The organism is Leeia aquatica, from assembly GCF_012641365.1.
Classification (GTDB): Bacteria; Pseudomonadota; Gammaproteobacteria; order Burkholderiales; family Leeiaceae; genus Leeia; species Leeia aquatica.
The window spans coordinates 17,789-44,348 of sequence record NZ_JABAIM010000005.1 but is presented as its reverse complement, the minus strand read 5'-3'; the positions used below and the strand labels follow the sequence as shown (position 1 = coordinate 44,348).

The 26,560-nt window shown below is 59.5% G+C and carries 26 protein-coding genes, 1 other RNA gene and 1 riboswitch; of the genes, 16 read left to right on the top strand and 11 right to left on the bottom strand.

The genetic code is table 11. From position 1 onward, the window contains the following. The first annotated feature begins 104 nt into the window (after positions 1–104). From HF682_RS16655 to HF682_RS16620, 8 genes are all read left to right on the top strand, one after another. Positions 105–992 carry a carbohydrate ABC transporter permease gene (locus HF682_RS16655; protein ID WP_168878474.1) on the top strand — a complete coding sequence of 296 codons (888 nt, stop codon included), beginning with the start codon at positions 105–107 and terminating at the stop codon, positions 990–992. Then, the gene (locus tag HF682_RS16650; RefSeq protein ID WP_240947327.1) at positions 989–1,846 is read left to right on the top strand and encodes a carbohydrate ABC transporter permease; all 858 of its coding nucleotides are present in this window, start codon (positions 989–991) and stop codon (positions 1,844–1,846) included. The genes HF682_RS16655 and HF682_RS16650 overlap by 4 nt, the downstream gene beginning before the upstream one ends. A gap of 48 nt (positions 1,847–1,894) precedes the next feature. After that, positions 1,895–2,287 carry a RidA family protein gene (locus tag HF682_RS16645; protein WP_168878473.1) on the top strand — a complete coding sequence of 131 codons (393 nt, stop codon included), beginning with the start codon at positions 1,895–1,897 and terminating at the stop codon, positions 2,285–2,287. A 36-nt stretch (positions 2,288–2,323) separates the two neighbouring features. Beyond that, positions 2,324–3,523, top strand: a complete 1,200-nt coding sequence (locus tag HF682_RS16640) for an ABC transporter substrate-binding protein (protein ID WP_168878472.1) — start codon at positions 2,324–2,326, stop codon at positions 3,521–3,523. A 52-nt stretch (positions 3,524–3,575) separates the two neighbouring features. Continuing rightward, positions 3,576–4,067 (top strand): low molecular weight protein-tyrosine-phosphatase, encoded by a 492-nt coding sequence (locus HF682_RS16635; protein WP_168878471.1) that lies wholly within the window; start codon positions 3,576–3,578, stop codon positions 4,065–4,067. A gap of 45 nt (positions 4,068–4,112) precedes the next feature. Next, positions 4,113–4,493: a response regulator gene (locus tag HF682_RS16630; RefSeq protein WP_168878470.1), complete on the top strand. Its 381-nt coding sequence runs from the start codon at positions 4,113–4,115 to the stop codon at positions 4,491–4,493. 72 nt (positions 4,494–4,565) lie between these two features. Next, entirely contained in the window at positions 4,566–5,060 is a 495-nt protein-coding gene (gene ispF / locus HF682_RS16625; protein WP_168878469.1) for a 2-C-methyl-D-erythritol 2,4-cyclodiphosphate synthase, read from the top strand. A gap of 108 nt (positions 5,061–5,168) precedes the next feature. Next, positions 5,169–5,259: riboswitch (cyclic di-GMP riboswitch) on the top strand. 126 nt (positions 5,260–5,385) lie between these two features. Then, positions 5,386–7,725: a DUF1631 domain-containing protein gene (locus HF682_RS16620; RefSeq protein WP_168878468.1), complete on the top strand. Its 2,340-nt coding sequence runs from the start codon at positions 5,386–5,388 to the stop codon at positions 7,723–7,725. A 58-nt stretch (positions 7,726–7,783) separates the two neighbouring features. On the opposite strand, the gene HF682_RS16615 is transcribed toward HF682_RS16620, so the two are convergent. Continuing rightward, a complete protein-coding gene (locus HF682_RS16615) occupies positions 7,784–8,932 on the bottom strand; it encodes an MFS transporter (protein WP_168878467.1) in 1,149 nt (382 codons plus the stop codon). Between the two features lie 169 nt (positions 8,933–9,101). Beyond that, complete coding sequence (locus HF682_RS16610; protein WP_168878466.1) at positions 9,102–10,268, bottom strand: Do family serine endopeptidase; 1,167 nt, start codon at positions 10,266–10,268, stop codon at positions 9,102–9,104. Between the two features lie 15 nt (positions 10,269–10,283). On the opposite strand from HF682_RS16610, the gene HF682_RS16605 reads away from it, so the two are divergent. Then, positions 10,284–11,030 (top strand): Nif3-like dinuclear metal center hexameric protein, encoded by a 747-nt coding sequence (locus HF682_RS16605; RefSeq protein ID WP_168878465.1) that lies wholly within the window; start codon positions 10,284–10,286, stop codon positions 11,028–11,030. A 101-nt stretch (positions 11,031–11,131) separates the two neighbouring features. After that, complete coding sequence (locus tag HF682_RS16600) at positions 11,132–13,156, top strand: methyl-accepting chemotaxis protein (protein WP_168878464.1); 2,025 nt, start codon at positions 11,132–11,134, stop codon at positions 13,154–13,156. Positions 13,157–13,330: 174 nt separating this feature from the next. Here the strand turns inward: HF682_RS16600 and clpA are convergent, their stop codons facing one another. Continuing rightward, the gene (gene clpA / locus HF682_RS16595) at positions 13,331–15,589 is read right to left on the bottom strand and encodes an ATP-dependent Clp protease ATP-binding subunit ClpA (protein ID WP_168878463.1); all 2,259 of its coding nucleotides are present in this window, start codon (positions 15,587–15,589) and stop codon (positions 13,331–13,333) included. 1 nt (position 15,590) lies between these two features. Continuing rightward, positions 15,591–15,956 (bottom strand): ATP-dependent Clp protease adapter ClpS, encoded by a 366-nt coding sequence (gene clpS, locus HF682_RS16590; protein ID WP_444543173.1) that lies wholly within the window; start codon positions 15,954–15,956, stop codon positions 15,591–15,593. Between the two features lie 284 nt (positions 15,957–16,240). On the opposite strand from clpS, the gene HF682_RS16585 reads away from it, so the two are divergent. Continuing rightward, the gene (locus tag HF682_RS16585) at positions 16,241–16,447 is read left to right on the top strand and encodes a cold-shock protein (RefSeq protein ID WP_168878462.1); all 207 of its coding nucleotides are present in this window, start codon (positions 16,241–16,243) and stop codon (positions 16,445–16,447) included. 64 nt (positions 16,448–16,511) lie between these two features. Here the strand turns inward: HF682_RS16585 and HF682_RS16580 are convergent, their stop codons facing one another. Then, entirely contained in the window at positions 16,512–17,726 is a 1,215-nt protein-coding gene (locus tag HF682_RS16580; protein WP_168878461.1) for an MFS transporter, read from the bottom strand. 95 nt (positions 17,727–17,821) lie between these two features. Here HF682_RS16580 and HF682_RS16575 point away from each other — a divergent pair, with 95 nt between their 5' ends. Continuing rightward, positions 17,822–18,721: a LysR family transcriptional regulator gene (locus HF682_RS16575; RefSeq protein ID WP_168878460.1), complete on the top strand. Its 900-nt coding sequence runs from the start codon at positions 17,822–17,824 to the stop codon at positions 18,719–18,721. Positions 18,722–18,764: 43 nt separating this feature from the next. Here the strand turns inward: HF682_RS16575 and phbB are convergent, their stop codons facing one another. Next, complete coding sequence (phbB, locus tag HF682_RS16570; RefSeq protein ID WP_168878459.1) at positions 18,765–19,508, bottom strand: acetoacetyl-CoA reductase; 744 nt, start codon at positions 19,506–19,508, stop codon at positions 18,765–18,767. A 217-nt stretch (positions 19,509–19,725) separates the two neighbouring features. On the opposite strand from phbB, the gene HF682_RS16565 reads away from it, so the two are divergent. After that, on the top strand, positions 19,726–20,673 hold the full coding sequence (locus HF682_RS16565) for a D-2-hydroxyacid dehydrogenase (RefSeq protein WP_168878458.1): 948 nt from the start codon (positions 19,726–19,728) through the stop codon (positions 20,671–20,673). Between the two features lie 5 nt (positions 20,674–20,678). Here HF682_RS16565 and HF682_RS16560 read toward each other — a convergent pair whose 3' ends face one another. From HF682_RS16560 to HF682_RS16550, 3 genes are all read right to left on the bottom strand, one after another. Further along, positions 20,679–21,506 carry a FecR family protein gene (locus tag HF682_RS16560; RefSeq protein ID WP_168878457.1) on the bottom strand — a complete coding sequence of 276 codons (828 nt, stop codon included), beginning with the start codon at positions 21,504–21,506 and terminating at the stop codon, positions 20,679–20,681. Next, positions 21,503–22,708 carry a GGDEF domain-containing protein gene (locus tag HF682_RS16555; RefSeq protein WP_168878456.1) on the bottom strand — a complete coding sequence of 402 codons (1,206 nt, stop codon included), beginning with the start codon at positions 22,706–22,708 and terminating at the stop codon, positions 21,503–21,505. Before HF682_RS16555 ends, HF682_RS16560 begins: the two co-directional genes overlap by 4 nt. A gap of 63 nt (positions 22,709–22,771) precedes the next feature. After that, complete coding sequence (locus tag HF682_RS16550) at positions 22,772–23,593, bottom strand: class II glutamine amidotransferase (protein WP_168878455.1); 822 nt, start codon at positions 23,591–23,593, stop codon at positions 22,772–22,774. A 159-nt stretch (positions 23,594–23,752) separates the two neighbouring features. Here HF682_RS16550 and HF682_RS16545 point away from each other — a divergent pair, with 159 nt between their 5' ends. The 3 genes from HF682_RS16545 (at position 23,753) to hslO (ending at position 25,945) form a co-directional block, all read left to right on the top strand. Further along, positions 23,753–24,415: an O-methyltransferase gene (locus HF682_RS16545; RefSeq protein ID WP_168878454.1), complete on the top strand. Its 663-nt coding sequence runs from the start codon at positions 23,753–23,755 to the stop codon at positions 24,413–24,415. 62 nt (positions 24,416–24,477) lie between these two features. Then, positions 24,478–25,068, top strand: a complete 591-nt coding sequence (locus tag HF682_RS16540) for an MFS transporter (RefSeq protein WP_168878453.1) — start codon at positions 24,478–24,480, stop codon at positions 25,066–25,068. A 4-nt stretch (positions 25,069–25,072) separates the two neighbouring features. Beyond that, positions 25,073–25,945 carry an Hsp33 family molecular chaperone HslO gene (gene hslO, locus HF682_RS16535; protein WP_168878452.1) on the top strand — a complete coding sequence of 291 codons (873 nt, stop codon included), beginning with the start codon at positions 25,073–25,075 and terminating at the stop codon, positions 25,943–25,945. A 50-nt stretch (positions 25,946–25,995) separates the two neighbouring features. Here the strand turns inward: hslO and HF682_RS16530 are convergent, their stop codons facing one another. Together HF682_RS16530 and ffs are read right to left on the bottom strand one after the other, a co-directional pair. Next, the gene (locus tag HF682_RS16530) at positions 25,996–26,334 is read right to left on the bottom strand and encodes a helix-turn-helix domain-containing protein (RefSeq protein WP_168878451.1); all 339 of its coding nucleotides are present in this window, start codon (positions 26,332–26,334) and stop codon (positions 25,996–25,998) included. Between the two features lie 122 nt (positions 26,335–26,456). After that, an RNA gene (gene ffs / locus HF682_RS16525) (signal recognition particle sRNA small type) lies at positions 26,457–26,554 on the bottom strand. Between the last annotated feature and the right edge of the window lie 6 nt (positions 26,555–26,560).

Sequence of the window (26,560 nt, the reverse complement as noted above, 5' to 3'; positions counted from 1 at the left end):
TGCTGCCCCGCTGCGATAGCGGCGGGGCCCGCATCTCCTCTGCGCTGAGCAGCTTGCCGCCGGATGACTCCGGCGGGTTTTTCCTCTTGCATAGGTAGTTTTGCATGACGCAGACCGCTTCAGGCCGGCCGTTGACGCCGTGGCTGCTGATCATCCCCAGCTTCATGCTGGCGCTGTTCATTATCAGTTACCCCCTGTTCAATATCGTCAACCAGTCGGTGCACGATGTGTCCCGCTTTGGTTTGTTGCGCGATTTCAACGGGTTGGAGAACTTCCGTACTGTTTTTGCTGACCCGGTGTTCATGGAGACGGTCTGGCGCACCCTGTGGTGGACGCTGGGCGTGGTCGGAGGCACGGTGCTAGTTTCCGTGCCCATTGCCCTGATCCTGCATCAGGATTTCTATGGTCGTGGCATAGCGCGTACCATCGTCATGCTGCCGTGGTCGGTATCGCTGACCATGACCGCCATTGTCTGGCGCTGGGCGTTCAATGACGAATACGGCATGGTCAATGTCACCTTGCAGAAGCTGGGTTTAATCTCAGGTCCCATCCACTGGCTGGCCACGGCAGACTGGGCTTTCCCGGTGGAAATTGGCGTCGGTATTCTGGTGTCAGTGCCGTTTACCGTGACCATTTTCCTCGGTGGCCTGTCTTCCGTGCCATCGGATATCTATGAGGCCGCACGGCTGGATGGTGCCAGCCGCTGGCAGCAGTTCCGCCGCCTGACGCTGCCTTTGCTGCGCCCTTTCATCAATATGGCCGTCGTGTTGAACGTGATTTACGTGTTCAACTCCTTCCCCATCATCTGGGTGATGACGCAGGGTGGCCCGAGCAACTCGACACATATTCTGGTGACCTACCTGTACGAGCTGGGCTTCCGCCTGGGCCGTCCGGGTGAGGCGGCGGCGGTATCACTGGTGATGCTGGCAATCCTGATGTGTTTTACCGTGCTGTATGTGCGCATGCAGCCCAAAGAGAGTGAGGGGGCATGATGCAGATCGACAAGCCCAAACTGTGGCGCAGCCTGTGGTGCTGGCTGGCCTTGGCGCCCTTTGCCCTGATTGTGCTGTTTCCGTTTGCGGTGATGTTCTTTACCGCAGTGAAGCCACCGGAAGAAGTGTTTACCTATCCGGCACGCTGGCTGCCCAGCAGCTTCCGCTGGCAGAACTTTGCCGACATGTGGGAGGCGGTGCAGTTCGGTACCGCGCTGAAGAACAGCCTGATCATCAGCGTGCTGTCCACCTTGATTGCCATTGCGGTAAGTGTACCTGCTGCCTATGCGCTGGCGCGCTTCCCGTTCCGTGGCAAGGGCTTTTATCGCCAGTTCCTGCTGGTCACGCAGATGCTGTCGCCCATCCTGCTGGTGCTGGGCTTGTTCCGGCTGGCCACCATGATTCCTTATGGTGACGGCAATCTGGTGGATTCCCACATTGGGGTGATCGTGTCCTACGCCGCGTTCAATATTGCGTTTGCGGTGTGGATGCTGTCTTCCTACTTCGCCACCATTCCGCGTGATCTGGAAGAGGCTGCCTGGCTGGAGGGCTGTGGCCGGGTGCGTTCCGTGTTCAAGGTATTCCTGCCGCTGGCGGTACCGGCCATGGTAGTGACGGCCATCTTCACCTTCATCAATGCCTGGAATGAGTTTGCCGTGGTGTACACCTTGATCCGCTCGGATGAGAGCAAGACGCTGACGGTGCGGATTACCGATCTGGTCGCAGGTCGGTACTCGGTCGAGTGGCATCAGGTCATGGCCGCAACGCTGCTGGCCACGCTGCCGGTGTCGGTGTTGTTTGCCTGGCTGCAGCGCTTCCTGGTCAAGGGCCTGTCGCTGGGCGCGGTCAAGTAATTATCAAGTCACGGGCGGAGAGCATCCGCCCTCATGGAGTGCATGTTCATGAGCAAGGAAAAGGTCATTTACGGCGCGGTGCCATCCGGCGCCGGCGGGCAACGCTTGCCATTTTCCCCGGCGATCCGGGCGGGCGATTTTGTGTTCATTTCCGGCCAGGTGGCCATGAACGATAAAGGCGAGATCGAGTACGGTGGCATCGAAGCGCAGACGCGGCAGACCTTCCGCAATGTGGAGCGGGTGCTGGGGCTGGCCGGTTGCAGCCTGCAGGATGTGGTCAAAGTCACTGTCTGGCTGGATGACACCCGTGATTTCTGGACCTTTAACCGCGTGTATCAGGAGTACTTTCCAGAGAACCCACCGACCCGCTCCTGTGTGCAGGCCAGCATGATGGTGGATTGCAAGGTGGAAATCGAGGTGGTGGCTTACAAACCGCTGTAAGAAAGCCGGCAGGCAATATTGGAAGGAGTGGGGGGCATGCGCAAGATACTGGGTAGTCTGGTGGTACTGGGCGCAATGGCCGCTCAGGCGGATACACTGCGGTTTACGGTAGCCTACTACAGCCCCGCAACGCAGCCCTACTTCGAAAAAATGGCACGCCAGTTTGAGAGCACCCACCCCGGCCATCGGATCAAGATCGAGATGGCCGGCTGGGATGGGCTGCAAAAGAAGCTGCAGGCTGATCTGGAGCAGGGACGTAACGCGGATATCGCGATTGTCGGGACCCGCTGGCTGCTGGACTATGTCAAGCATGACCAGCTGGAGCCGCTGGATCGCTACATGAGCAGCGAGTTCGAAGGGCGCTTCATCGGCACCTTTCTCGAGCCCTCGCAGATTGACAACAAGACCTGGGGCTTGCCGATAGCGGCGTCCGCCCGTGCCATGTATTACAACAAGCGCCTGCTGACCCAGGCCGGTTTCCCGGATGGCCCCAAGACCTGGGACGATGTGGTGACGGCCTCGCGCAAGATCAAGACAAGCGGTGGCTATGGTTTTGGTTTGCAGGGCAAGGATATCGAGACGGACATCTACTGGTACTATGCGCTGTGGTCGTTTGGCGGTGAGGTGGTGGTGGGCAAGTGGCCGACATTTGCCAACACACCGGGCGTCAAGGCCGCCACACTCTACAAGCAGATGATTGATGAAGGGCTGACCCAGCCGAATGTCACCCAGTACAGCCGTGAGGATGTGGGCAACCTGTTCAAGAAGGGCAATCTGGGTATGGTGATTTCTGCTCCCTTCCTGATCAATCAGCTAAAAGCCGAAGCACCGGGCATGCAGTACGGCATCGCACCCATTCCGACGCAGCAGCGGGGGGCCACCTATGCGGTGACCGATTCGGTGGTAATGTTCCGCAACGCCCGGAACAAGGTGCTGGCCTGGCAGTTCCTTGATTTTCTGTTTACCAAGGAGCCCCGTATTGGCTTTACGGCGGGTGAGGGGTTCCTGCCAACCACCAAGGACGAGGCCTCTGCCCCTCACTTTACCGGTAACCCGCGGTTGCAGACCTTTGTAAAGTTGTTACCGTATGCCAAGTTTGCCCCGACGGTGACGGGCTGGGAAGATACTGCCAAAGCAGTGAGCGATGCCATGCAGGCCATCTATACGGGCAAGGCAGAGCCAGCCGCAGCCCTGAAACAGGCCTCCAAAGCGGCCACTGCTGTGCTGGGGCAATGACCCGTCCCGCTCCTTGCGTTAAGCTATCGCGCTTAGCAAGCAGGGGCGCGGTATGTACGCAGTGCTGATGGTGTGTATGGGGAATATCTGCCGCAGCCCCAGTGCAGAGGGGGTGCTTCGTCATCTTCTGCGCCAGGCCGGGCTTGAAGGGCGGGTGCAGGTGGATTCGGCCGGAACGCACAGCTGGCATGCAGGTGAAGCACCAGATCCTCGCTCCATTGCCGCCGCAGCCCGGCGAGGCTATGACCTGAGCGCGCTGCGGGCGCGGGCGGTGGTGGCGGAAGACTTTCAGCGGTTTGACCTGATACTGGCCATGGATCAGGATAATCTGCAGCACTTGCAACACATGCAAGCCAGATTGCTGAGCCCACGGGCGCACTTGGCGCTGGTCCTTCATTACAGCGCCGCCTACCCAGGCCAGGCAGTGCCTGATCCTTACTATGGCGGAAAAGCCGGCTTTGAGGCGGTGCTGGACCGGCTGGAAGATGCCTGTACTGGGCTGATCGGCCAGTTGCGCGCGCAATTGGGACTGCAAAAAACATAGGCCGCTGCTACAGTGGAAGTGTTGTTACTTCCGGGTGTGTTGACCATGGCAGGCAAACCGACTGTTCTGATCATTGATGATGACACTGTGCTGCGCTCGTTGATGTCTTCCATCCTGCGGCAGGAAGAGTATGTGGTGTGCGGCGAGGCATCGGCTGCGGATGCCGGACTGAAGCTTTGTGAGCAGTTGAAGCCGGGCATCGTGCTGCTCGACATTAACCTTCCGGATCATGACGGGCTGGAGGTGCTGCCGGAGATGTTGCAGATGGCACACCGCCCGAAGGTGATCATGGTCAGCGGCGAAGCGACCATGGAGCGGGTGCGGGCGGCACTGGGAGCCGGGGCCAGCGGATTTGTGGTCAAACCGCTCAACGCCGCCAAACTGATTGCCGCCATGGAGCATGCCCTCAAATCCAGGGCGGGTTAACGGGGTCTGGCTCGCAGACCGGGCCGCTTTCTGCTATGTTGCTACCTGCTTTTTTGCCGCAGGCAGGTTCTCATGAAGTTTCCATTTCGGGTTGGCCAGGGTTTTGATGTACATGCGCTGGTAGAAGGCCGCCCCCTGATCATCGGCGGGGTGACGATCCCTTATCCGCGTGGCCTGGCGGGGCACTCGGATGCAGATGTGTTGCTGCACGCATTGACAGATGCGCTGCTGGGCGCCGCAGCGCTGGGCGATATCGGGCGGCACTTTCCCGACACCGATCCACGCTTCAAGGGGGCGGACAGTCGTGTGTTGCTGCGCCATGCAGCCCAGCTGGTGCGAGAAGCGGGCTGGCAGATTGGTAATGTTGATATGACCATTGTTGCCCAGGCACCCAAGATGGCCCCGCATATTCCGCACATGGTGGCGTGTATCGCGGCTGACCTTGGGATTGAGCCCGGCTGTGTCAACGTCAAGGCCAAAACCACAGAGCGGCTGGGTTTTACCGGACGGGAAGAGGGGATTGCGGCGGATGCGATCTGCCTGTTGCATCTCGGCCACGGAAACTGACCGCTTATCGGTAAATATGCTAAGAGCTTAATTTTTTTGTAAGGTTCGCGTATACTTCACAGTGAGACACATGGTGTGCATAAAACCGTCATGCAGCCATGTTACTGTGATTATCAAGGGCAAACTCACTGAAAAGTGAGGACGCAAAGCCACCGGTCTACGCGCACCATATGTGCTGAGAGACAGCGGAGCTGCATCACGGATCAGAAGGCTCCTGCCAACCAGGGCAGGCACCACTGGCGAGTTTGCCCCAAAAGTATTGTTTGCCCGCTGCCTTGGTAATAAAACAAGGGGGCAGGAATAGTACCCTTGTTGGGTGTTTGCCATGAGTGCTTCCACAAAGCCCGCGAATGTGATTTCGATCTCCGAATTTGATGACCGTCAGAGTGCCAATGGCGTCGACTCACGCCGGTTGCTACAGGAATGTCGCGACTTGGCACTGACGACGTTGTCGCGCTCTCTGTCCAGCATGATGGACAAGATTGAAGACGTATTGTTCGATCTTGCTGAGAAGTCGCATGATCGTGAGCGCAGCAATCTCTACATGAATGCCCGTGGTCTGACCAGCACCAATCGGGCAACGCTGGAAGCCAGCTTTCGGCAGCAGTTCATGGAAGCCTTTGACGCGGCGATCCTGAACCCCAAAGGCCAGTCTGCGAAAATGAACGAGCTCGACTGGGGGTCACTGGAGCTCTCGCTGGTTGATAACAAGGACTACGAAGAATCGTTGGCGGTGAAAAACATCGCCACCAAGCTGCGCAGCAACTGCAATGAAGAGCTGTCCGCGCTGGATCAGCGTCTAGGGGTGCTGTTGAGTTCCCCCGAGCTGGAAGACGAAAGCAGTCCGCTGTCGCCGCACCGCATCTGTGAAGCCTTTGGCAGTGCATGTGACAGCCTGCAGGCCGAGCTGGATGTTAAACTGATCATCCTCAAGCTGTTCGAGCAAATGGTATCGGGCGATGTCCGCAGCATGTACCACGAACTGAACAGCTTTCTGATTGCCCGCAATGTGCTGCCCAAGATTCCCCTGGCCGTGCGTCGCCGTAACGCAGCCAACCAGGGATTCAATCCGGAGCAGGCCCGCGCCGCCGAGCAGGAGCAGCCTCAGGCCGCCTCCGCCGCGGATGCTGCGGCCCTGAACCCGGAGCAGGTTGAGCAGGGGCTGATGGCGCTGTTGCAACAGATGGTGCAGCACGGTCGTGCGCAATTGCCGATGTCGCTGGGGGGCGCCGCCATGCCGGTGTCCAATGCCGGTGCCAGTGTACTGCCGGTGCTGGAGCGCTTGCAGCAAGGCGAAATGCCGGATGGTGTTCACTTCCGCTCCAATATCGACTGGACGTCGCTGGAAACCTTGGGCGCGCCCAATGTGCTGCGTGCCCTGAAAGAGGATGTGCTTGACGGCCAAGCCTCGCAGGTCGAAACCCTGACCATCGACATCGTGTCGATGTTGTTCGACTACATCTTTGAGCAGCGCAATATCCCGGCGGAGATCAAGGCCCTGCTGGGCCGTTTGCAGATCCCGGTGCTGAAGGTTGCCCTGCTGGATGCCAAGTTCTTCTCGCGCAAGCAGCACCCGGCCCGCCGTTTGCTGGATGCGCTGGCGCAATCCTCGCTGGGCTGGAGCGCAGAGGCTGAAGGTGGCGATCGCTTCAAGGCGATGGTCGAGCGCATTGTCCAGACCATCGTGACCGAGTTTACCGACGACGTCGGCCTGTTTGAAACACAGGAAGCGGTGCTACAGCAGTTCCTCGCAGAAGAGGAGCGTCTGGCTGCAGAACTGGCGCAGCAATCTGCACGGGTACTGTTTGCCCAGGAGCAGCTGGAAGTGGCGCGTGGCATGGTGGAAGCCGAGCTGCGCCAGCGTGTACAGAAAGCCGATGTGCCCGCGGTGGTGCGTGACTTCCTCGCCAAGTACTGGGGCGGGGCCATGATCGACGCCTACCAGCAGGGCGGGGTGAATGGCGCGCCATGGGCGGAAACCCTGCAAACCATGGATGACCTGATCTGGTCATGCGAGCCGAAGACCTCTACCGAAGAGCGCATGCGGCTGGTGGGCTTGCTGCAGCCTATGCTGAAGCGGCTGGAAACCGTGATGGACAGCAAGGAAACGCCGAAGGAAGAAAAGGAACGTTTCCTGGCGGAAATGGTGCGCTGCCACTCCGCGGCCATCAAGGCGGGCATGAAGCCAGACACCGCCGGGCCTCAAATCCGCCAGCCTGTGCCTGATGTCAATATCGAGCTGCCCCCTGTGCCTGAAATGCCGGTGCAGCATGAATTGCAACCGGTGGATGTACTGCTGACCGACTTGGTACCGGAACACCTGGAGCCGTTGCCGGAAGTCGAGCAGCCTCTGGTGCCTGCAGATGTGGCCGCGGCGGACCGCTATCTGTGGACCGTGGCACAAATGAAGCGTGGCACTTGGGTGGATTTCATGGCTGACGATGGCATGGTGACGCGCGCCAAACTGGCATGGATCAGCCCGCACAAAGGCATGTACCTGTTTACCAACCGCTTTGGTGGTAATGCCATGTCGATCCCGCGTGAGGCGCTGGCAGCCAAGATGCGGGCAGGCAAGGTTGAGCTGGTGGATGACAGCGCCTTGCTTGATCGTGCGGTGTCGGCGGTGATGGACCGACTGCAGCAGGATGCCGCACCTACGGCCTGAGCGGCAGGGGCTGGTGATAGCGTCAAGCAGATCAAGCCCGGCGGTTGCCGGGCTTTTCTCATGGCGTGGAGAGGGACGTGCCTGGGCGCAAAGCGCGCGCCAGTAGCGCCAATGCGATAAAGCAGCCCGTGATGGCAAACATCACCCAGCGTATCGAGCTTTGATCCGCAATCCAGCCCAATAGCCAGGGACCTGCCAGTGAACCAAGGGAGGCCATGCTGGCGACCACCGGAATGGCGGCCGCGCCGTGTCGGCCTGTGGCTGAAAAAAGTAGAGGAAAGACGGACGCATGCCCCAAGCCCACCAGAATAATCCCCAGAAGCATGCCATCCAGGCGCCCAGCCAGGGTCGCTACCCCCAGGCCGGCAGCGGCTAATAGACCACCGGCTGCAACCAGTTGAGGCGCGCCCCAACGCTCGGCATTGGCATCCGAGCGAAAGCGGCCAATCGTTGCCGCGAGCGCAAACAAGGCCAGGCTCGCGGCGGCCCATGCCTCACCCGCATGCAGCACCTGATTGAAGTAAGCAGGAAGCCAGCCGTTGATGGCGCTCTCGGTCATGGCTGCCATGCAGCCCAGCGCACCCAGCTCCAGTACGGCACGCGAAGGGCGTTGAAACAGGCGGGCGGTGCTGCGTGGTGCGGTCTTATCCTGAATCAAGCGGGGATGGGCGAGGATAAAAACCGCCATGACGGCCATGCCGAGCAGGGGGAAATGCCAGGCAATCGGTAACTGTAGCCGGGCTGCCAGCGCGGCCAGAATGGCACCGGTGAATGTCCCCACGTAGAACACCGCATGCTGGAATCCCATATTGCGTTGCTTGCTTTGAAACTCAAGCAACGCGCCCTGACTGTTGATGGCTACGCCGACGCAACTGCCAATGATCCCCTGCACGAACAGGGCCGCCTGAAGTGTGGCAAGTGATGGCCAGAAGGGGATCAGGCTGAAGCCCAGCCCCATCAGCATACCGCAGCGCAGGCACATGGTCTGGCTACCCCAGTGGTGTAATAGCCAGCGGGTGAGCGGAAAAGCCAGCAGCCCCCCGAGCCCCATCGACAACAGCAGGCGGCTCCAGCCTAGCGCGTCCAGATGGTATTGCAGCTGCAGTGCGGGCTGGCGCGCAAATAGGCTGCTGCCAATGGCGCCGCAGGCGATAAAGAACACGGCCAGTGCAAGGCGAGCATGGCGGTAGGCGCGATCAGGGGACATCCGGATTCCTGGCTGGCGGGACAACGGCATGCACTGCCAGGCGGCATCGGTGGGGGGGAGGACCGGCAGTGGTGTAACCACTATGATACCAGAGCGCCTGCCATTCTGGCAGGCTGAAAAGCCGGCTGTTGGAGGCGGGCGGACTATTGTCCACCCGACAAGGAAGCGGTCAGCGCCGAGGCAGGCGAGGGCGCTTGCCCACTGTCAGCATGACTTCCTGCGACTGATTATTGCGGAGCAAGCGCACTTTCACTGAGATGCCTGGCTTCAACGCGGCAATGATATCCAGCATGCTGTAGGAGTCTTTCAGCGTCTTGCCGTCAATCTCCACCAGCAAATCACCGGATTTGACGCCGGCCTTGTCTGCCGGGCCATTACGGACCACGCCCGCAATCAGGGCACCCTCACTGGTATCCAGGTTGAAAGAAGTCGCCAGTTCGGCATTGAGATCCTGCACCTCCACACCGATCCAGCCCCGTGTCACGCTGCCGTTCTGGATGATCTGCTCCATCACGTTGCGTGCGGTGGTGACTGGAATGGCAAAGCCAATGCCCTGCGAACCGCCGCTTTGTGAATAGATGGCGCTGTTGATGCCGATCAGCTGGCCCTTGTGGTCGACCAGTGCACCGCCAGAGTTGCCGGGGTTGATGGCTGCATCGGTCTGAATGAAGTTCTCGAACGTGTTCAGCCCCAGGTGATTGCGGCCCAGTGCGGACACAATACCCAGCGTCACCGTTTGGCCGAAACCGAAAGGCTGGCCAATCGCCAGCACCACGTCGCCAACCTTGACCTGCTCCGGGTTGCCAAAATGGATGGCGGGTAAGTCCTTGCCCGCATCAATCTTCAGCACCGCCAGATCCGTATCCGGGTCAGCCCCCACCAGGGTAGCGGTCAACTTGCGGCCATCACTGAGGGCGACCTTGATTTCATCTGCCGCTTCAATCACATGATTATTGGTGATGATGAAACCGTCTTTGCTGACAATGACGCCAGAGCCGAGGCTGGAGCTGGGCTCGTCCTCTTCGCTATCCTGGCGATCGCCAAAAAAGCGCTTGAAGAACGGGTCCTCCAGCAATGGATTCTGCGAGCGACGTACCTGTTTGCTGGTAAAGACGTTCACCACAGAGGGGATGGCGGCTTGCACGGCTGGGCTGAAGCTGTTGGTGGTCGGTGCTGCCACCGGTCCGGATGCGGCGTGAGCCGCGGGTGGGGGTAGCGTCACAGGGCGCGGTTGCTGAATGGGCAGGCCCCACTCAGGACGAAAAAGCCCCACCACGGCCCAGACGCCAAGACAGACCGTCAGGGTTTGTGCAAAAATCAGCCACAGTTTTTTCATTGGAATAACAAAGAGATGGTACAGGTCGATCAACTGTCGGAGTATACCGCACAATTCCTGAATGTACGTCAGTTCCGCGATTATGCGCCGAACGGCTTGCAGGTGGCCGGGCGGTCACAGGTCAGCAAGGTGGTGGCGGGGGTGTCTGCCAACCGGCTGCTGATTGAGGCGGCCATTGAGCAGCAGGCCGATGCCATTGTGGTTCACCATGGTTTTTTCTGGAAGAACGAAGACCCCTGCTTGACCGGGTGGCGGCGTGAACGCATCCGCTTGCTGTTGCAACATGACATCAATCTGTTTGCCTATCATCTGCCGCTTGATGCGCACCCCGAGGTGGGCAACAACGCGCAGCTGGCGCTGCAGATGGGGTGGCAGACGACCGCACAGACTGGTGAGCAGGGGCTGCTGCATCTGGGGACGGGCCCACAGTGTACGTTGGCGGAATTGGGGGAGGCCTTGCAGCGACGTTTGCAGCGTGAGCCGCTGCTGCTGGGTGATCCACAACAAGCTGTGCAGCGCCTGGCCTGGTGTACAGGCGGGGCGCAGGGGTATTTCGAGGATGCCATCGCGGCAGGGGTGGATGCCTTCATCACTGGCGAAGTCTCTGAGCGGATGGCGGATATGGCGCGTGAAAGCGGTGTGGCCTTCGTGTCAGCCGGCCACTATGCCACTGAGCAGTACGGGGTACAGGCGCTGGCCGCACACTGGAGCGCTCAGTTTGGGGTGGATTGTCGCTTCGTGGCAGTGCCTAACCCGGTGTAAGCCCGCCTTGCGGGGGGGCGGTGGATCGCCTAAGGTGAAGGGTGAGGGCCCTATTCATGCGGGAATCTGTGCCACGGCAATAATTCACTGGAGCGAAGCTGATGAAAAGTCTGTTCCGTCCCGCTGTCAGTTTGTTCAACCGGCTGGGCTATAGCCGGAAGTTTCTGCTGTTTGCCTTGTTGATGCTGGTGCCTATCGTGGTACTGCTGCTGATGCTGAACCAAGCCATGCAGGACGACATCCACTTTGCCAACAAAGAGCGGGATGGCTTGGTATTGCTGGCACCGGCCAATGACTTGCTGGCCTTGGTAGCTCGGCGGCGAGGTCTGGTGACCGGGGTGGCCATGGGCGACAAGAAAACCATGCCCGCCGCCCTGCAGGCGCATGATCAGAAGGTCGTCCAGGCCCTGAAGGCACTGGAGCAGGCGGAGCAATCGTTGTCGGACCGCCTGGGAACGGGGGCGGAGTTCCAGAAGTTGAAAACAGCCCTGCAAACCTTGCCCAAACCCAATGGGGCCGACGCCGAGGCCAATCGCAAGACCAATGCGGCGGCTGTGAATGCGGTGGCACGCTATATCTCGGCCGTGGGGGACAAGTCGAACTTGATCCTCGACCCGGAGTTAACCTCCTACTACCTGATGGATACGGTGGTAGGTCGCTTGCCCTATCTGCAGGAGTCTGTGGGTGAGGTAGAAGATTTGGCAACGGGTGTATTGGTACGGTCTTTCCCGGATGTGTCGGAAAAAGACCCGATGCAGATCTCACTGTATACCCTGCTGCCCAATATGGACACCGTGACGGGCAACCAGCAGCGTTTGCTGGAGCTGGCACCGACCCTGAAAGGGGCATTATCGGGGCCTACCAGCAGCCTGGAGGCCGATGTCAAAGCCCTGCGTGATGTGTATGGCAAGGAGGTCGTGGGTACGCTGGCTTACACCCTGCCCGTGGCGGAACTCACCAAGAAGGTGGATGCTGTCAGCACAGGTATCCATGCACTGAGTAAAGCCATCTACCCACAACTGGATCGTCTGCTGAGCGAGCGTATTGCGCGCTCGGAAGGCAAGCTGATGCTGGCTTTCATGGTCATTGCCGTGGTGGTGGTGGTGGCGGTCTACCTGTTCATTGGTGCATTTTTCTCCATTGTTCGTGCCATCAATCAGCTGGAAACCGCATCCTCCCAGATGGCCTCCGGAAAACTGTCTGTGCGGGTGGAACTGGAGGCCAAGGATGAAACCGCGCGGGTTGCGGCCAGTTTCAACCATATGGCGGATCAATTCAGTCAGCTGCTGCGGCAAGCTTCAGGTTCTGCAGTAGCGGTGGCCGATGCTTCCCGTGCCTTGTCCAGTAACGCGTCCAGTATTGTTGACGGCACCACGCGGCAGGGTGAGGCCGTTATGGCTGCATCCAGTGCAGTGGAGCAGATGAGCGCCAGCATTGGGGCGGTGTCGGACAGTGTTACGGATACGGTCAAGATTGCGGGCCGGGCCAGCTCGCTCTCGCAAGAAGGGCAGCGCGCGGTGCACGATGTCGAGCGTGAGATCCATGCGGTAGCGGATTCGGTTCGGCAGGCAGCGCAAACGGTGCAAAGCCTGGCGCAACAGTCGGCGGATATTGGTCAAATCGTCAATGTGATCAAGGAAGTGGCGGATCAGACCAACCTGCTGGCCCTGAATGCCGCGATTGAGGCCGCACGTGCGGGTGAGCAAGGTCGCGGGTTTGCAGTGGTGGCGGATGAGGTGCGCAAGCTGGCAGAACGGACCACGCAGGCGACCTCTGAAATCAATCAGAAGATCCAGGGGGTGCAGCATCAGGTCAAGGTCACGGTAGACACCATGATGGTGGGTAATAACCGGGTGGGCCAATGCGAACAACTGGCACAGCAAGCGGCTGAATCCCTGACCGCTATTTACCAGCAGGCTCAGGCGGCTCAAGAGCGCATCCAGCAGATTGCGGTGGCTGCGGAGCAGCAGAATACCGCCAGCCATAATATCGCGGCCAATATTCAGGATATCGCGGACATGGCGGATCGTAACCGGGCGGTGGTGGAGCAGACGGCGGAGGCCATCCGTGGCATGGAAGTCCGCGTGACAGAGCTGAATCAGTCGGTGCAGCGATTCGAACTGTAAGCCTGCCTCAGGCTTCGCGAGTGAGGGCAAGCCGCTTGGCCATGGTGTGGCTCGCGGCATGATGAGGCGGAGTGTGTGACCTGATGGTCGCCGTGGCAGCAATGCATGCGTCAGCCCCTCATCTGCCCCCATGAAAAAACCCCGCCGCAGCGGGGTTTTTTCATGGGGTATTCCTCAGTGACTGAGGGCCGGTTCCGTATCAAACACCAGGGTGACTTGCTCTGCCTCATCCAGGTCGATGGTCACGTGGCCGCCATCCACCAGCCGGCCAAACAGCAGCTCGTCGGCCAGTGCCTTGCGAATGGTATCCTGAATCAGGCGGGACATCGGGCGGGCACCCATCGCCGGATCAAAGCCATGCTTGGCCAGATGCGCGCGCAAGGCCTCGGTAAAGGTCGCGTCCACCTTCTTCTCATGCAGCTGGCCTTCCAGTTGCATCAGGAACTTGTCCACCACCCGCAGGATGATCTGCTCGGTGAGGGGCTGGAAGGAGATGGTTGCATCCAGGCGGTTGCGGAATTCCGGGGTAAACAGGCGCTTGATTTCGCCCATTTCATCACCGGCCTCACGATGGGTGGTGAAGCCAATGGTGGCCTTGTTCAGCGTTTCGGCGCCCGCATTGGTGGTCATGATCAGGATCACGTTGCGGAAATCCGCCTTGCGGCCATTGTTGTCCGTCAACGTGCCATGGTCCATCACCTGCAGCAGCACATTGAAGATATCCGGATGTGCTTTTTCGATCTCGTCCAGCAGCAACACGCTGAACGGATGCTTGGTGATGGCTTCGGTCAGCAGGCCGCCCTGCTCATAGCCGACATAACCGGGTGGCGCGCCAATCAGGCGGCTGACGGCGTGACGCTCCATGTACTCCGACATGTCGAAGCGGATCAGCTCCACGCCAAGCGTATACGCCATCTGGCGGGCGACCTCGGTCTTGCCCACCCCGGTCGGGCCACTGAACAGGAAGGAACCGATCGGTTTCTGCGGATTCCCCAGCCCAGACCGAGCCATCTTGATGGCAGATGCCAGCGCGTCGATGGCTTTGTCTTGTCCGAACACCACGTTCTTCAGGTCACGGTCCAGCGTGCGCAGGGCATTGCGGTCGTCTGCCGATACCGTTTTGGGCGGGATGCGGGCGATCTTGGCAATGATCTCTTCGATCTCGTGTTTGCTGATGGTCTTCTTCTGCTTCGACTTCGGCAGGATTTTCTGTGCCGCACCGGCTTCGTCGATCACGTCGATGGCCTTGTCCGGCAGATGACGGTCATTGATGTACTTGGCAGAGAGTTCAGCCGCACTGGTCAGTGCCGACGGCGAGTACTTTACACCATGGTGTTCTTCAAAGCGGGACTTCAGACCGCGCAGAATCTGCACGGTTTCTTCCACTGTCGGTTCATTGACGTCGATCTTCTGGAAGCGGCGTGACAGCGCGTTGTCCTTCTCGAACACGCCCCGGTACTCGGTGTAGGTCGTCGCCCCAATGCACTTGAGTGAACCATTGGCCAGCGCCGGTTTCAGCAGGTTGGAGGCGTCCAGCGTCCCCCCCGAGGCGGCACCGGCGCCGATCAGGGTATGGATTTCGTCAATGAAGAGAATGTTGTCCGGGTTCTCGACCAGCAGCTTCAGCACCGCTTTCAGGCGCTGTTCAAAGTCGCCACGGTATTTGGTGCCCGCCAGCAGCGCGCCCATATCGAGGGCATAGATGGTGGCATTGGCCAGCACATCCGGCACGCTGCCTTCTACGATGCGGCGGGCCAGGCCCTCGGCAATCGCGGTTTTACCGACCCCGGCTTCGCCCACCAGCAGCGGGTTGTTCTTGCGGCGGCGGCACAGGATCTGGATCACCCGCTCCAGCTCGTGGTCACGGCCAATGACCGGGTCGATTTTGCCGGCCAGCGCCCGCTCGTTCAGATTCTGGGTGTAGTTCTCCAGCGCCGAGCCGTTGCTGCCTTCCTGCTCGTGCTCGCTGTCCTGCTGTTCCTTCGGAGCGTGCTGCTCAGCAGTCTTCTTGATGCCGTGCGAAATGAAGTTGACCACATCCAGCCGGGTGACCCCCTGCTGGTGCAGGTAATACACCGCGTGTGAATCTTTCTCGCCAAAGATGGCCACCAGCACATTGGCACCGGTCACTTCCTTCTTGCCGCTGGACTGCACATGCAGGATGGCGCGCTGGATCACACGCTGGAAGCCCAGGGTGGGTTGGGTGTCGATTTCATCATTGCCAGGAACGACCGGTGAGTTTTCCTGAATGAAATCGCTGAGCTGTTTGCGCAGAGCATCAATATTGATGGCGCAGGCTTTCAGCACTTCAATGGAGGCCGGGTTGTCCAGCAAGGCCAGCAGCAGGTGCTCAACCCCGATGTATTCATGGCGTTTCTGTCGGGCTTCGACAAAAGCCATGTGCAAGGTCACTTCCAGGTCTTGCGCGATCATGTCAATTCTCCTCCATCACGCATTGCAGGGGGTGTTGGTGCTGTCGTGCAAACTGCATAACCTGCGCCACTTTGGTTTCAGCGACATCCTTGACATAGACACCGCATATACCGCGTCCTTGATGATGCACCATCAACATCACCCGTGTGGCCTGAGCCTCGTCCATGTGAAAAAAGTGCTGCAACAGAGCCACCACAAAATCCTGCGGGGTAAAGTCGTCATTCAGCAGGACGACTTTCCACAGGGGCGGCGGTGTGGTTTTGGCCCTTTTTTCGGCAATCCGTTCAATTTCTTGATGCTTGTTACTCATCTGATCCTGCATTGGGGGGAGGTAGGTTATGGCGCCGTCCTTGATTCTGCGGGACATTCGCAACCCGATACAAACACGCCCGGACTGTCTGGGAGTGTAACGCGAAACTCACTGCCCTCCAGTGTTAATTTTTGTCCGGATTGTGGTTTTTGCAAGCGCTACAACTGAGGTTTTTGTAATTGCTTGAAGACACTTGACTTCCCTATGGAAATGCGACTTAATGCGTTGCGTTTGCTCTTTCAAGAGAACGTTGAACCGATTCGATCTGTCGCGCCCTTGAAACTCAAACCTACCCTTGTCACGTAACACTATCAAGTCTGTAAAGCAGGAGCATAAAAAAGATGGCAACTGGTACCGTCAAATGGTTCAACGACTCCAAAGGTTTCGGCTTCATTACCCCGGATGATGGTGGTGAAGACCTGTTCGCACACTTCTCGGCAATCAACATGCCGGGTTTCAAGACCCTGAAGGAAGGCCAAAAGGTCTCCTTCGACGTGACCACCGGTCCGAAGGGTAAGCAAGCTGCCAACATCCAGTCCAACGGCTGATTGTCGGTAGTCTGCAACAAAAAACCCGCCGCTGGCGGGTTTTTTGTTGTCTGCGGCAGGCTGGCTAGAGGCGGGAAGCGGTGGCTTGCAGCGTGGCCCGGCTCATCGGGTAGCACACCTGGTACATCAGCAGCAAGGTCAGGAAGCCGGTCAGGGCAATCACGACCCAACCCAGTGCCGGCAGCCCCCATCGCAAGGCATGCTCGTACAGCCAGCCGCTGGCAATGTAGCCAATACTGCCCGCCAGTGCCATCCCCAGGCTGGCCAACCCCAGATACGAGCCGCGCATGCGGGCATCAATCCGGCTGGCCCCCGCTTCTTGCAGCGCCGGGTCGCCCAGCACAATACCAAGCAGGAACAAGGTCAGCGCTGGCCACAAGGTCAGGTTGTCATTGGCCATGCCCACCAACAGCAGGCCCAGCACCATCAGGCTCATGCCGGTGATCAGGCGGGCCTCACAACGCCAGCGCCCGGCCAGCCAGCGTGCCAGCGGATACTGCACGCACAGGGTGAGCACCATTTCCAGTGTATAGAGCCAGGCCACATGGGTTTTGCCACTGATGCGGCTGATCAGCATGGGCAGAGTAGACATGACTTGTAGCCACATCAGCCAGTAGCCTGCCGTCGCCAGCACAAAACGCGCATAGGGTTTGTCCTGCCAGGCCGTACGCAGGCCATGGAACAGATTATCCTGCCGCACACCCACCCGAAAGGCAGGCAAGAAGCGCAGGGTCACCAGGGAAGCCAGGCCAAAGCTGACGGCGCCAGCATAGGCCACCCAGCGGAAGTCCCAGTGCAACAGCCAGCTGCCCAGAGCCGCACCACCGCTGGCACACAAGGTGCCGAGCATCCCGAGCAACGCATAGTAGCGGGCGCGCTCGGCAGGGCGGGTCAGCTTGACGATGGTGGCAGTCTTGGGCGCGTCAAACAAGGCGCCCCCAATACCCGCAATGACACAGGACAGCAGTAACCCCGCCATGCTGTTGGCTTCTGCCAGCACCAGGAAAGAGGCTGCACGCGTGGCCAGGCCTGCTGCGATCAGTGGCTTACTGCCCCAACGGTCCGCCATGGCACCGCCAAACAGGCCTAAGCCTTGCTGGGTCAAGGAGCGCAGGGCGAGCCCGGTGCTGACCAGGGTGGCTGACCAGCCCAGGTTTTCCACGAAGTGAACCGTGATCATCGGGAAAACCAGGTAGAAGCCGGTGATCACCAGCAGGTTGTCAAACAGGACCAACCACTGTGAGTGGAGGCGGATGCGGTGGGGCGAGCGGGCAGACATGGCGATGGCATTCGGTGAACACAGGATCACAGTCTAGGCGCATGCTTTGATATTCTCTAGAATGATTGGAGTTATATTTCATATCAGTAATGCTTATGTCTATTACGCTGGATGATCTACGCCTGATTCAGGAAGTGGCCACCCATGGCAGCTTCAGCAAGGCTGCCGCCAGCCTGCGCTGCTCGCAGCCGCAGGTCAGCATGCGGGTGGCCCAACTGGAGGCAACGGTAGGGGCCATCCTGTTTGAGCGGCACCGCCGCGGCGTGCGTAGCACAGCGGCCTGCGAGGTCTTGCTTCCGTACTTGCAACGCGCTCAGGCGCAGGTGGAAGAGGGGCTGCTGGCGGTCAAAGGGGTGTCAGCCATTCCCAAGATCACCATTGGCAGCCTGCCGTCACTGGCGCACACCATATTTGCCTCGCTGCTGGGCAAGCTGGCGTCCGCCCCGATGGAGATTACCTGCACCACCGGGCATTCCAATGAAGTGATTCGTGGCATTCTGGAAGATACCGTGCAGGTGGGCTTCATACTGGATGCACCGGCCATGGCAGGTATTCAGATGGAGCTGCTGTGGAATAGCCCGATCATTGCTGTTGCAGCGTCGACACACCCATTGGCTACCCGCAAGACGCTGTCGCTGGCGGATATTGCGGCTTACCGGCTGGCGCCACAGAACTGGGGCGATGAATGTGAAGTGCTGCTATCCACGCTACGCAGCTTGCGTAGCGAGCCCATGCCACTGCACCGGGTGGCACCCGCCAATGCGGCGCGTGCGCTGGTGCTGGAGCAAGGCTTTATTTCTTTCATGCCGGAGATGACGGTGGTGCGGGAACTGAGGCTGGGCAGCATGGTGCGTCTGCCGGTGCAGGACCTGCCGCAGTGGTACTGGCGCATCATGATGGCGTGGCGGGCGGGCAAGCAGATTTCCCCGGCCAAGCAGCAACTGCTGGAAACGGGCCGTGCACTGGCGCGCGCCTTGCGACCCTTGCCGGAATGAAAACGGCCTGCACAGGCAGGCCGTGGGCTTGCGCTGGAGCGGCTTACATCATGTGCTGGCCGCCATTCATGGCGATATTGGCACCCGTGATGTAGCCTGCATCCTCCGAGGCGAGGAAGGCCACCACGCCGGCCACTTCTTCCGGCTTGCCCAGGCGGCCCACCGGAATGCCTGCCACGATCTGCTGGCGGACTTCTTCCTTGATGGCCATTACCATGTCAGTGCCGATATAGCCGGGGCTGATGGTGTTGACCGTGATACCCTTGCGCGCTACTTCCTGTGCCAAGGCCATGCTGAAGCCATGCATGCCGGCTTTGGCGGCAGAGTAGTTGGTTTGACCAAACTGACCTTTCTGGCCATTGATCGAGGCGATATTGATGATGCGGCCCCATCCCGCTTCCAGCATGGCTTCCAGCACGGGCTTGGTGATGTTGTACAAGGAGTCCAGGTTGGTGGCCATCACCGCATCCCAAGCATCCTTGCCCATTTTGCGGAAGGTGCCATCACGGGTAATGCCCGCGTTGTTGACCAGCACATCAATCGTGCCGACCTCACTCAGTACCTTGCCGACCATGGCCAAGCAGGCATCGGTGTCTGTCACGTCACAATGATATGCATGAAAGGTATAGCCTTCGGCCGCTTGGGCGGCCAGCCAGTCGTTTTCCTTGCCGGGGCGGCTGTAGGTGGTAACGACGGTCATCCCAGCATCAGCCAGTCGGCGGCAAATGGCTGTGCCAATGCCGCCCATGCCGCCGGTAACCAAGGCGATGTGCTTGCTGGTGGTCATGTTCTTTCTCCTTATGAGTCGAAATTCAATGGCGCCAGTGCAGCCTGAAATGCAGCGCAAAAAAATCCTATCACGCGTTTATGACGACAGTAAGAAAAGTTTCATGTTGTGAATCAACATTTCACATTGAATCAGGGCTTTGCCCTGTCTTTTAGTACAGCTGGCGCGGGCTGGAACCTGCTAAGCTTGGGCTTGGTCATCATCAAGCAAGGTTGGCATGCAGCGCATTGTCTTTCTGGATCAGGCATCATTACCCGTACCGTTGCCGCCTGTGACTTTCCCCCATGTCTGGGTCAGCTATCCAGCCACCCGAGCGGAAGAGCGGGCTGTGCGCCTGCAGGGGGCAAGCATCGCGGTGGTCAACAAGGTCCGAATGGATGCCGAGCTGCTGGCGGCATTGCCTGATTTACGGATGATCGCGCTGGCGGCGACCGGCAGTGACAATATCGACTTGCAAGCCTGTCAGGAGCGCGGCATTGCTGTCAGCAATATCCGTGACTATGCGCTGGACTCTGTGCCCGAGCATGCCCTGGCGATGTTGTTTGCCTTGCGGCGGGCCTTGCCTCACTACCGACAGGCTATGCAGCAGGGAGAATGGCAGCAAGCCGGGCAATTCTGCCTGTTTGGCCCGCCCTTGCTGGACGTGGCGGGAAGCCGGCTGGGCATCGTCGGGCATGGCAGCCTGGGCCAAGCGCTGGCACGCAAGGCGCAAGCGTTGGGCATGCAGGTATGGTTTGCTGAACGCAAGGGGGCGGTAAGGTGTCGGCCGGGTTATCACCCCTTTGATGAGGTGCTGCAACAGTGCGATGCCATCAGCCTGCATTGCCCGCTGACCCCGGAAACCCGCCACCTTATTGGTGCGCGAGAGTTAGCCTTGATGCCGCGCCATGCCATCGTGCTCAATACCGCACGTGGTGCCCTGATTGAGCCCCATGCCTTGCTGCAAGCGCTGCGCGCAGGCCGCTTGGGGGGCGCGGGGATTGATGTGCTGCCCGAGGAGCCGCCCATTCATGGTCACCCTCTGCTGGAGGCGGCACTGCCTAACCTGCTGGTAACGCCTCATGTGGCGTGGGCCAGCCAGCAAGCCATGCAGCAGCTGGCGATACAGCTGGTCGAGAACCTGCATGCCTTTTGGGCTGGGGAGCGTTTGCGCCGCTTGGTATGATGGGCTCAGCGGCGCCGACCCTTGCCCTCTCTGGGATGGAAATCCCGAGCGTCTTTCACGCGTTGCTGACGCTGCTGCTGCCGTGCTTCCCGTCGCGCCTGCCGCATCTGCTCCAGGCGAGGCTGTCGGTCCAGGTCCAGCCCAAAGCCCTGCCCACGCCGGTTGTGCAGCTGCGACAGCCGTTCACCCAGATCCATATGACGATCGAGCCGGGCCAGCCGCTCACGCAGGCGGCCATCATGCGCCATCAGTAAGCCAGGGCGCGTACTGCTGGCAAAGGCTTCCTGCTCCGGCCCCACGGTCAGCACGTCACCATCCTGTTGAAGCTCGATTTCACCATCGTGTACGCCCGCATAAGTGCCCGCTTCCAGCTCAGCATCGGCACTGTCATCCGTGATCGCCATCACTTCGTAGTCGGTACCGCGAATGCCAATGGTGAGCTGAGGCGTTTTCAATTGGTAGGATGCCGGATGACGCTGACCGATGGCCCCGGTGACCGAACGTAACGAGCCGGTCAACAGGCTGAGCCAGCTGCGACCTTCCTCCGGTTGTTGCGGGTGATAACGATACGCTTCTATCCGTAGTTGGGTCTGTGCCCGCAAGGTCAGGCTGGCGCCATCCTGCATTGACAGGATGACCCAGCTATTCTGACCTGTACTGACCACATCGCCATTCTCCAGGGGATCATCCATCTCAATGGCTTCGCTGGACGTTTTCCCCACGTGGCGGACGGCAACGTTACCCTGACTGGCATGGACGTAGCCAACCGGACTGGATACGACGCTGAGCGAGCAGAGCAGGCTGATCACCGCAGCAAGCAGACATCGTGTCATGAGGCGTGCTCCAGATAGGCGGGAGGGTTAAGCTGCGTGGCGGAAACCACCCGATTGCGGCCTTGAGCCTTGGCGGCGTAGAGCGCCTTGTCTGCGTGATCAAGCCATTGCTCACAACTCTCACCCGGCTGGAACGCAGCAACACCGGCAGACAAGGTGACCCGCAAAGGAGGGGTATCCAGAATGGGCTGGCTGGCGATGTACTCGCGAAGTCGTTCTGCCAGCATCATGGCGGTACTTTCCTCGGTCATGGGCATGACAATGACGAACTCTTCACCGCCGTAACGGGCGATGGTGTCGGTCTGGCGTACCTGTGGGATGCAGCGCTGCACCAAGGCGCGCAAAACCTCATCTCCGATCAGGTGGCCGTGCTGGTCGTTCACCTGTTTGAAATGGTCCAGATCCAGCAGGATCAGGCTGACCGGGTGACGATAGCGCAGGCTTTTCTGCTGCTCCTGCTGCAACAGGTTGAACAGGAAGCGCCGGTTGTAGCAGCCCGTCAAGTCATCGTGGGTGGCCAGCTCATTGATCCGCTGCAGGGCGAGGTGCAGCTCGGCATTGTTGCGTTCCAATTCCTGGTTGGTGTGCTGCAGCACCTGATTCAGATGCGCATTTTCCAGCCGTGCTGAAATGCGGGCACTGAGCAGGCGGGAAGCTCGCCAGCCATAACTGAGCAGTACCACGACATAAACCAGACCGGCCAGGGCCAGAGCATGATCCAGCGCCTGGCCACGCCGGGCCAGTACCCAGAGGATCGGCACCCACATGGTCAGCAGCATGATGGCGCAACTGCGGAACACCACGGCGTAGATGATGATGTTCGCACCTGAAATGCCGCAGAGGAACAACAGCAGCAATAACTCGTACAACTGCGAGGCCGGAGAGAGGATGGGCAGGCTCAGTCCCCAGGCGAGTCCACTGAAGGTCAGGATCAGCAAATGCCGGTTGATCCAGAAGCGCGCTTCGGTGGCAGCAGGCTTGCGGCGAATGAAATGAATGATTTCATAGCCGTAGGCCAGGTCTACCCCGATGCGCAAAGTCAGCCACCACTGCAGGGCCGAGTGGGAAACCGCTGGCCACAGGACATAGCTGAGCAGCAGCCAAGCCAATGGTGCGGCCACCAGGGTGTCGCGAGTCTGATCGTGCAACAGCCGGGCCTGTTCACCCAGGGTTTCCTGCTGCAAGGAATGATGCGCGTGCATGCCCAGCCCCTGCTCCTCTGCAGTTCAGTTGAGGCGCGCTGTACGACGACCCTGTGGACGACGTCAGTCCTCTCTCTGCATTGTAGTGGGCGCTGGCATTTTTTCCGGCAAATGCGAGAGACGGACCTCACCGGCTTCGAACAGCAGCAGCTGCCCCGGCAGAATGGGGGTCCAGGCTTCATTATCGGTCAAGGGCTCGGTGGCAATCACCGCCACGCGGTCGGCCGGTGTGGTGACGGTACTGAAGTCGATCTCGACATCCTCATCCAGCAGGTGCGCAGTATGAAATGGCGCCTGCCGGATCAGGTAGCTCAGCTTGCTGCTGCAGTGGGTGATCAGCCAGCGCCCGTTGGACAGCATGAAATTGAAGGTGCCATGCTGTGCCAGCTCGGCAGCCCATTCGGCCACCACCGGGAACATGGCTGCAACGTCCGGCGCTTGGGTGAAGCGCTGCCGCAGCCGCTCCAGCAGATGGCAGAAAGCCTGTTCGCTATCGGTATCGCCCACCGCGCGGTAGTAGTGGCCCTGGCCAAAACCCGCAGGCAGGTTTTTCAGGTCGCCATTATGGGCAAACAGCCAGTACTCCCCCCACAGCTCGCGCTGAAAAGGGTGGCAGTTCTCCAGTTTGACCTCGCCCTGCGTCGCTTTGCGGATGTGCGCGATGACATTCAGGGATTTGATCGCATAGTGGTCCAGCAACTGGGCCACGGGGGACTGGCAGGCGGCCTGGCGGTCCAGAAAAACCCGGCAGCCGCGTCCCTCAAAAAAACCAATACCAAAGCCATCGCCGTGCTCACCGGTAATGCCGGAACGCTGGCGGAAGCCGCGAAATGAAAACTGGATATCGGTTGGGACATTACAATTCATGCCGAGCAGCTGGCACATGATGCGCTTCCACGACGGTACAATGGACATAGCATAGCGCGATTGCGGCACGCAGGCATGCAATTCCCGGTTTGTCGGCACGCCAATCAGGCACTAAACTGCAATCAGCCAGGACGGTATATGGCCACTGTCTGCCCAGCCCCTTGATGGAGTCCGAGCATGAGCCAGAAGACCATTCAGTTGACCGAACCCTTGTACCAATACTTGCTCAGCCACTCGCTGGCCGAGCATCCCTTGCAAAAGCAATTGCGCGAGGAAACCGATGACCTGCCGATGGCGCGCATGGCGACGGCACCGGAGCAAGGCCAGTTTCTCGGGGTGCTGATCAAGGCGCTACGGGTGAAACGCTATCTGGAGATTGGCACCTTTACCGGCTACAGCAGCCTGTCGGTGGGCTTGCACTTGCCGGAAGATGGCGAGATGGTGGCGCTGGAGCGCAAGCAGGAGTGGGCCGAAATGGCGCAGGTATACTGGGAGCGAGCCGGTTTTGCCAGCAGGGTGGACCTGCGGGTTGGCAATGCGCTCGACAGCCTGCAAGACCTGCTGGCGGAGGGGAAGGCCGGGTGGTTTGACCTCGCGTTTATTGATGCGGACAAGCCGCATTACAACGATTACTTTGAGGCCTGCCTGCAGCTGGTGCGGCCTCAGGGGCTCATCATCATCGACAATGTGTTGTGGCATGGCAATGTGATCAAGGCAGACCACACCGACGCGGATACCGAGGAAATGCGCGCCTTTAACCGTCGCGTACACCAAGACCCACGCGTGGAAATCACCATGCTGCCTTTGGGCGACGGCATGACCTTGGCTTACAAGCAGTGATGCGGCTGGCTGTTACCGTGGGCGTCTTCCGGTACAATAGGGTTTTTGCTGTGAGCTAGGCCATGACCACCATTGTTGTGGTGCGCAAAGGGGATCAGGTGGTGATTGCCGCCGACAGCCAGTCCACCTTTGGCGATACCCGTATTTCGGCTGGATTTGACGCCGCCTGGAACAAGATTTTTCGCAAGGGCGACAACTATCTGGCCATCTCTGGCAGTGCCGCGCACGATCTGGTGCTGCAACAGGCGCTGGGCAAGGAAAAGCGTCTGCGCCTGCATAGCCGGGCAGCCATCTTCGAGACTTTCCGCAAGTTGCACCCCAGGCTGAAAGAGGAATTCTTCCTGAACCCCAAAGAGGAAGAAGATGACCCCTACGAGTCCAACCACATGTCGATGCTGATCGCCAACCCGCATGGCATCTTCGGGGTGTACTCCATGCGCGAGGTCTATGAATACACCCGCTTCTGGGCAATTGGTAGTGGGCGCGAGTTTGCATTGGGGGCCATGCATACGGTGTACGATCAGCTGAACGATGCGGCCGCCATTGCCCGGATCGGGGTTGAGGCGGGGTGCACGTTTGACGTGGGCTCCAGCCTGCCGGAGACACAATATGTGGTGACGCTGTCTGCCACGGCGGGCAATGAAGAGGATTGAGACCATGTCAGACAACCTGAAACGCTTTCTGTTTGATGATGCCCCGGTGCGGGGGGCCATGGTGCAGCTGGAAACCGCTTGGCAGCAGGTGATTGATCGGCATGACTACCCGGATGACCTTAAGCTGGTACTGGGTGAGATGCTGGCTGCTGCGACGCTATTGTGTTCCAACATCAAATTCCAGGGCGCCTTGATCATGCAGCTGCATGGGACGGGGCCGTTACGGCTGGCGGTGGTGGAGTGTACCCATGACCTGATCGTGCGTGCCACCGCCAAGTGGGAAGGGCAGCTGAACGGCCTGACCTTGCAGGACATGCTGGGTCATGAGGGCAAGTTTGTCATTACGCTGGACCAGCTGGGGGCCGCGCAACCTTATCAGGGTATTGTTGCGCTGGAGGGGCGAACCATTGCCGAGATGCTGCAGCACTACATGCAGCGCTCCGAGCAACTGGAGACACACATCTCGCTGGCCGCCAACGAACAGCGAGCCTGCGGGTTGCTGCTGCAGCGGCTACCGGAGGGGCATGGCCCGCAAGAAGGCTGGCAGATGGTCGAACAGCTGGCACACACCGTGACACCGCTGGAGCTGATCAACCTGCCGCCCCTGCAGTTACTGCACCGCTTGTTTCACCAGATGGAAGTCCGGGTGCTGGCGGATGCCGAGGTGGCATTCGGTTGTCGTTGCAGCCGCGACAAGGTGGCCAATATGTTGCGCATGTTGGGGCGCGATGAGGTGATGTCGCTGGTGGCCGAGCAGGGCAGCGTGCAGGTGGGCTGCGAATTCTGCCACACCCAATATGTGTTTGACGGGGTGGATGCCGAGGCGCTATTCGCTTCTGTCGGCAGCAGTGTCGAAGGCTCCTCCCGCCAGCACTGAGGTCATGCCATAAAAAAGGCCCGCATCAGCGGGCCTTTGGGCGGAGCCTTTCAGGACTCATCGTCGGCATCGGCGTCCAGCGGGCTGCTGGACTCGCTGCCACTCTTCCAGCTCTTGGCCGCCTTTTTCAGCTTCTTGTACAGGTCAGGATGCTGTTCGCGCAGGTATTCGACAATTTCAAAATCTTCGCGGCGGACCTTGGTCAGGTCCAGATGCTCAACATGCACCAGGCGCAACAACTCGCGCACCGGTTTGGGCATATTGCGCCCGCTTTCATAGCGGGACCCACCACTCTGCGTAACGCCGATCCTGGTCCAGAACTCTTCCTGGTTCTGCCCCAGTTTCTTGCGAATGTCGCGGGGATTCAAAATCTTTTCAAACAGTTTCATGGCAGAATCTCTCGAATCGGTGAAACACTGCAGCTGACCTTACCTATTAAATGGCATATGCATAGGTACTATTCAGTTGTAGATGACAACCGTCCGGCAAGCAAGAAAAATAATGACGAGTGGGTGGCGAGCCGTTCCCCCGGCACTTGCATTGAGCAGTTATGGCTGCTTCCTTCCGGACCTGACCAGGTTCCTGCCATACAATGCGGGGCGGCCCGCCATGGAT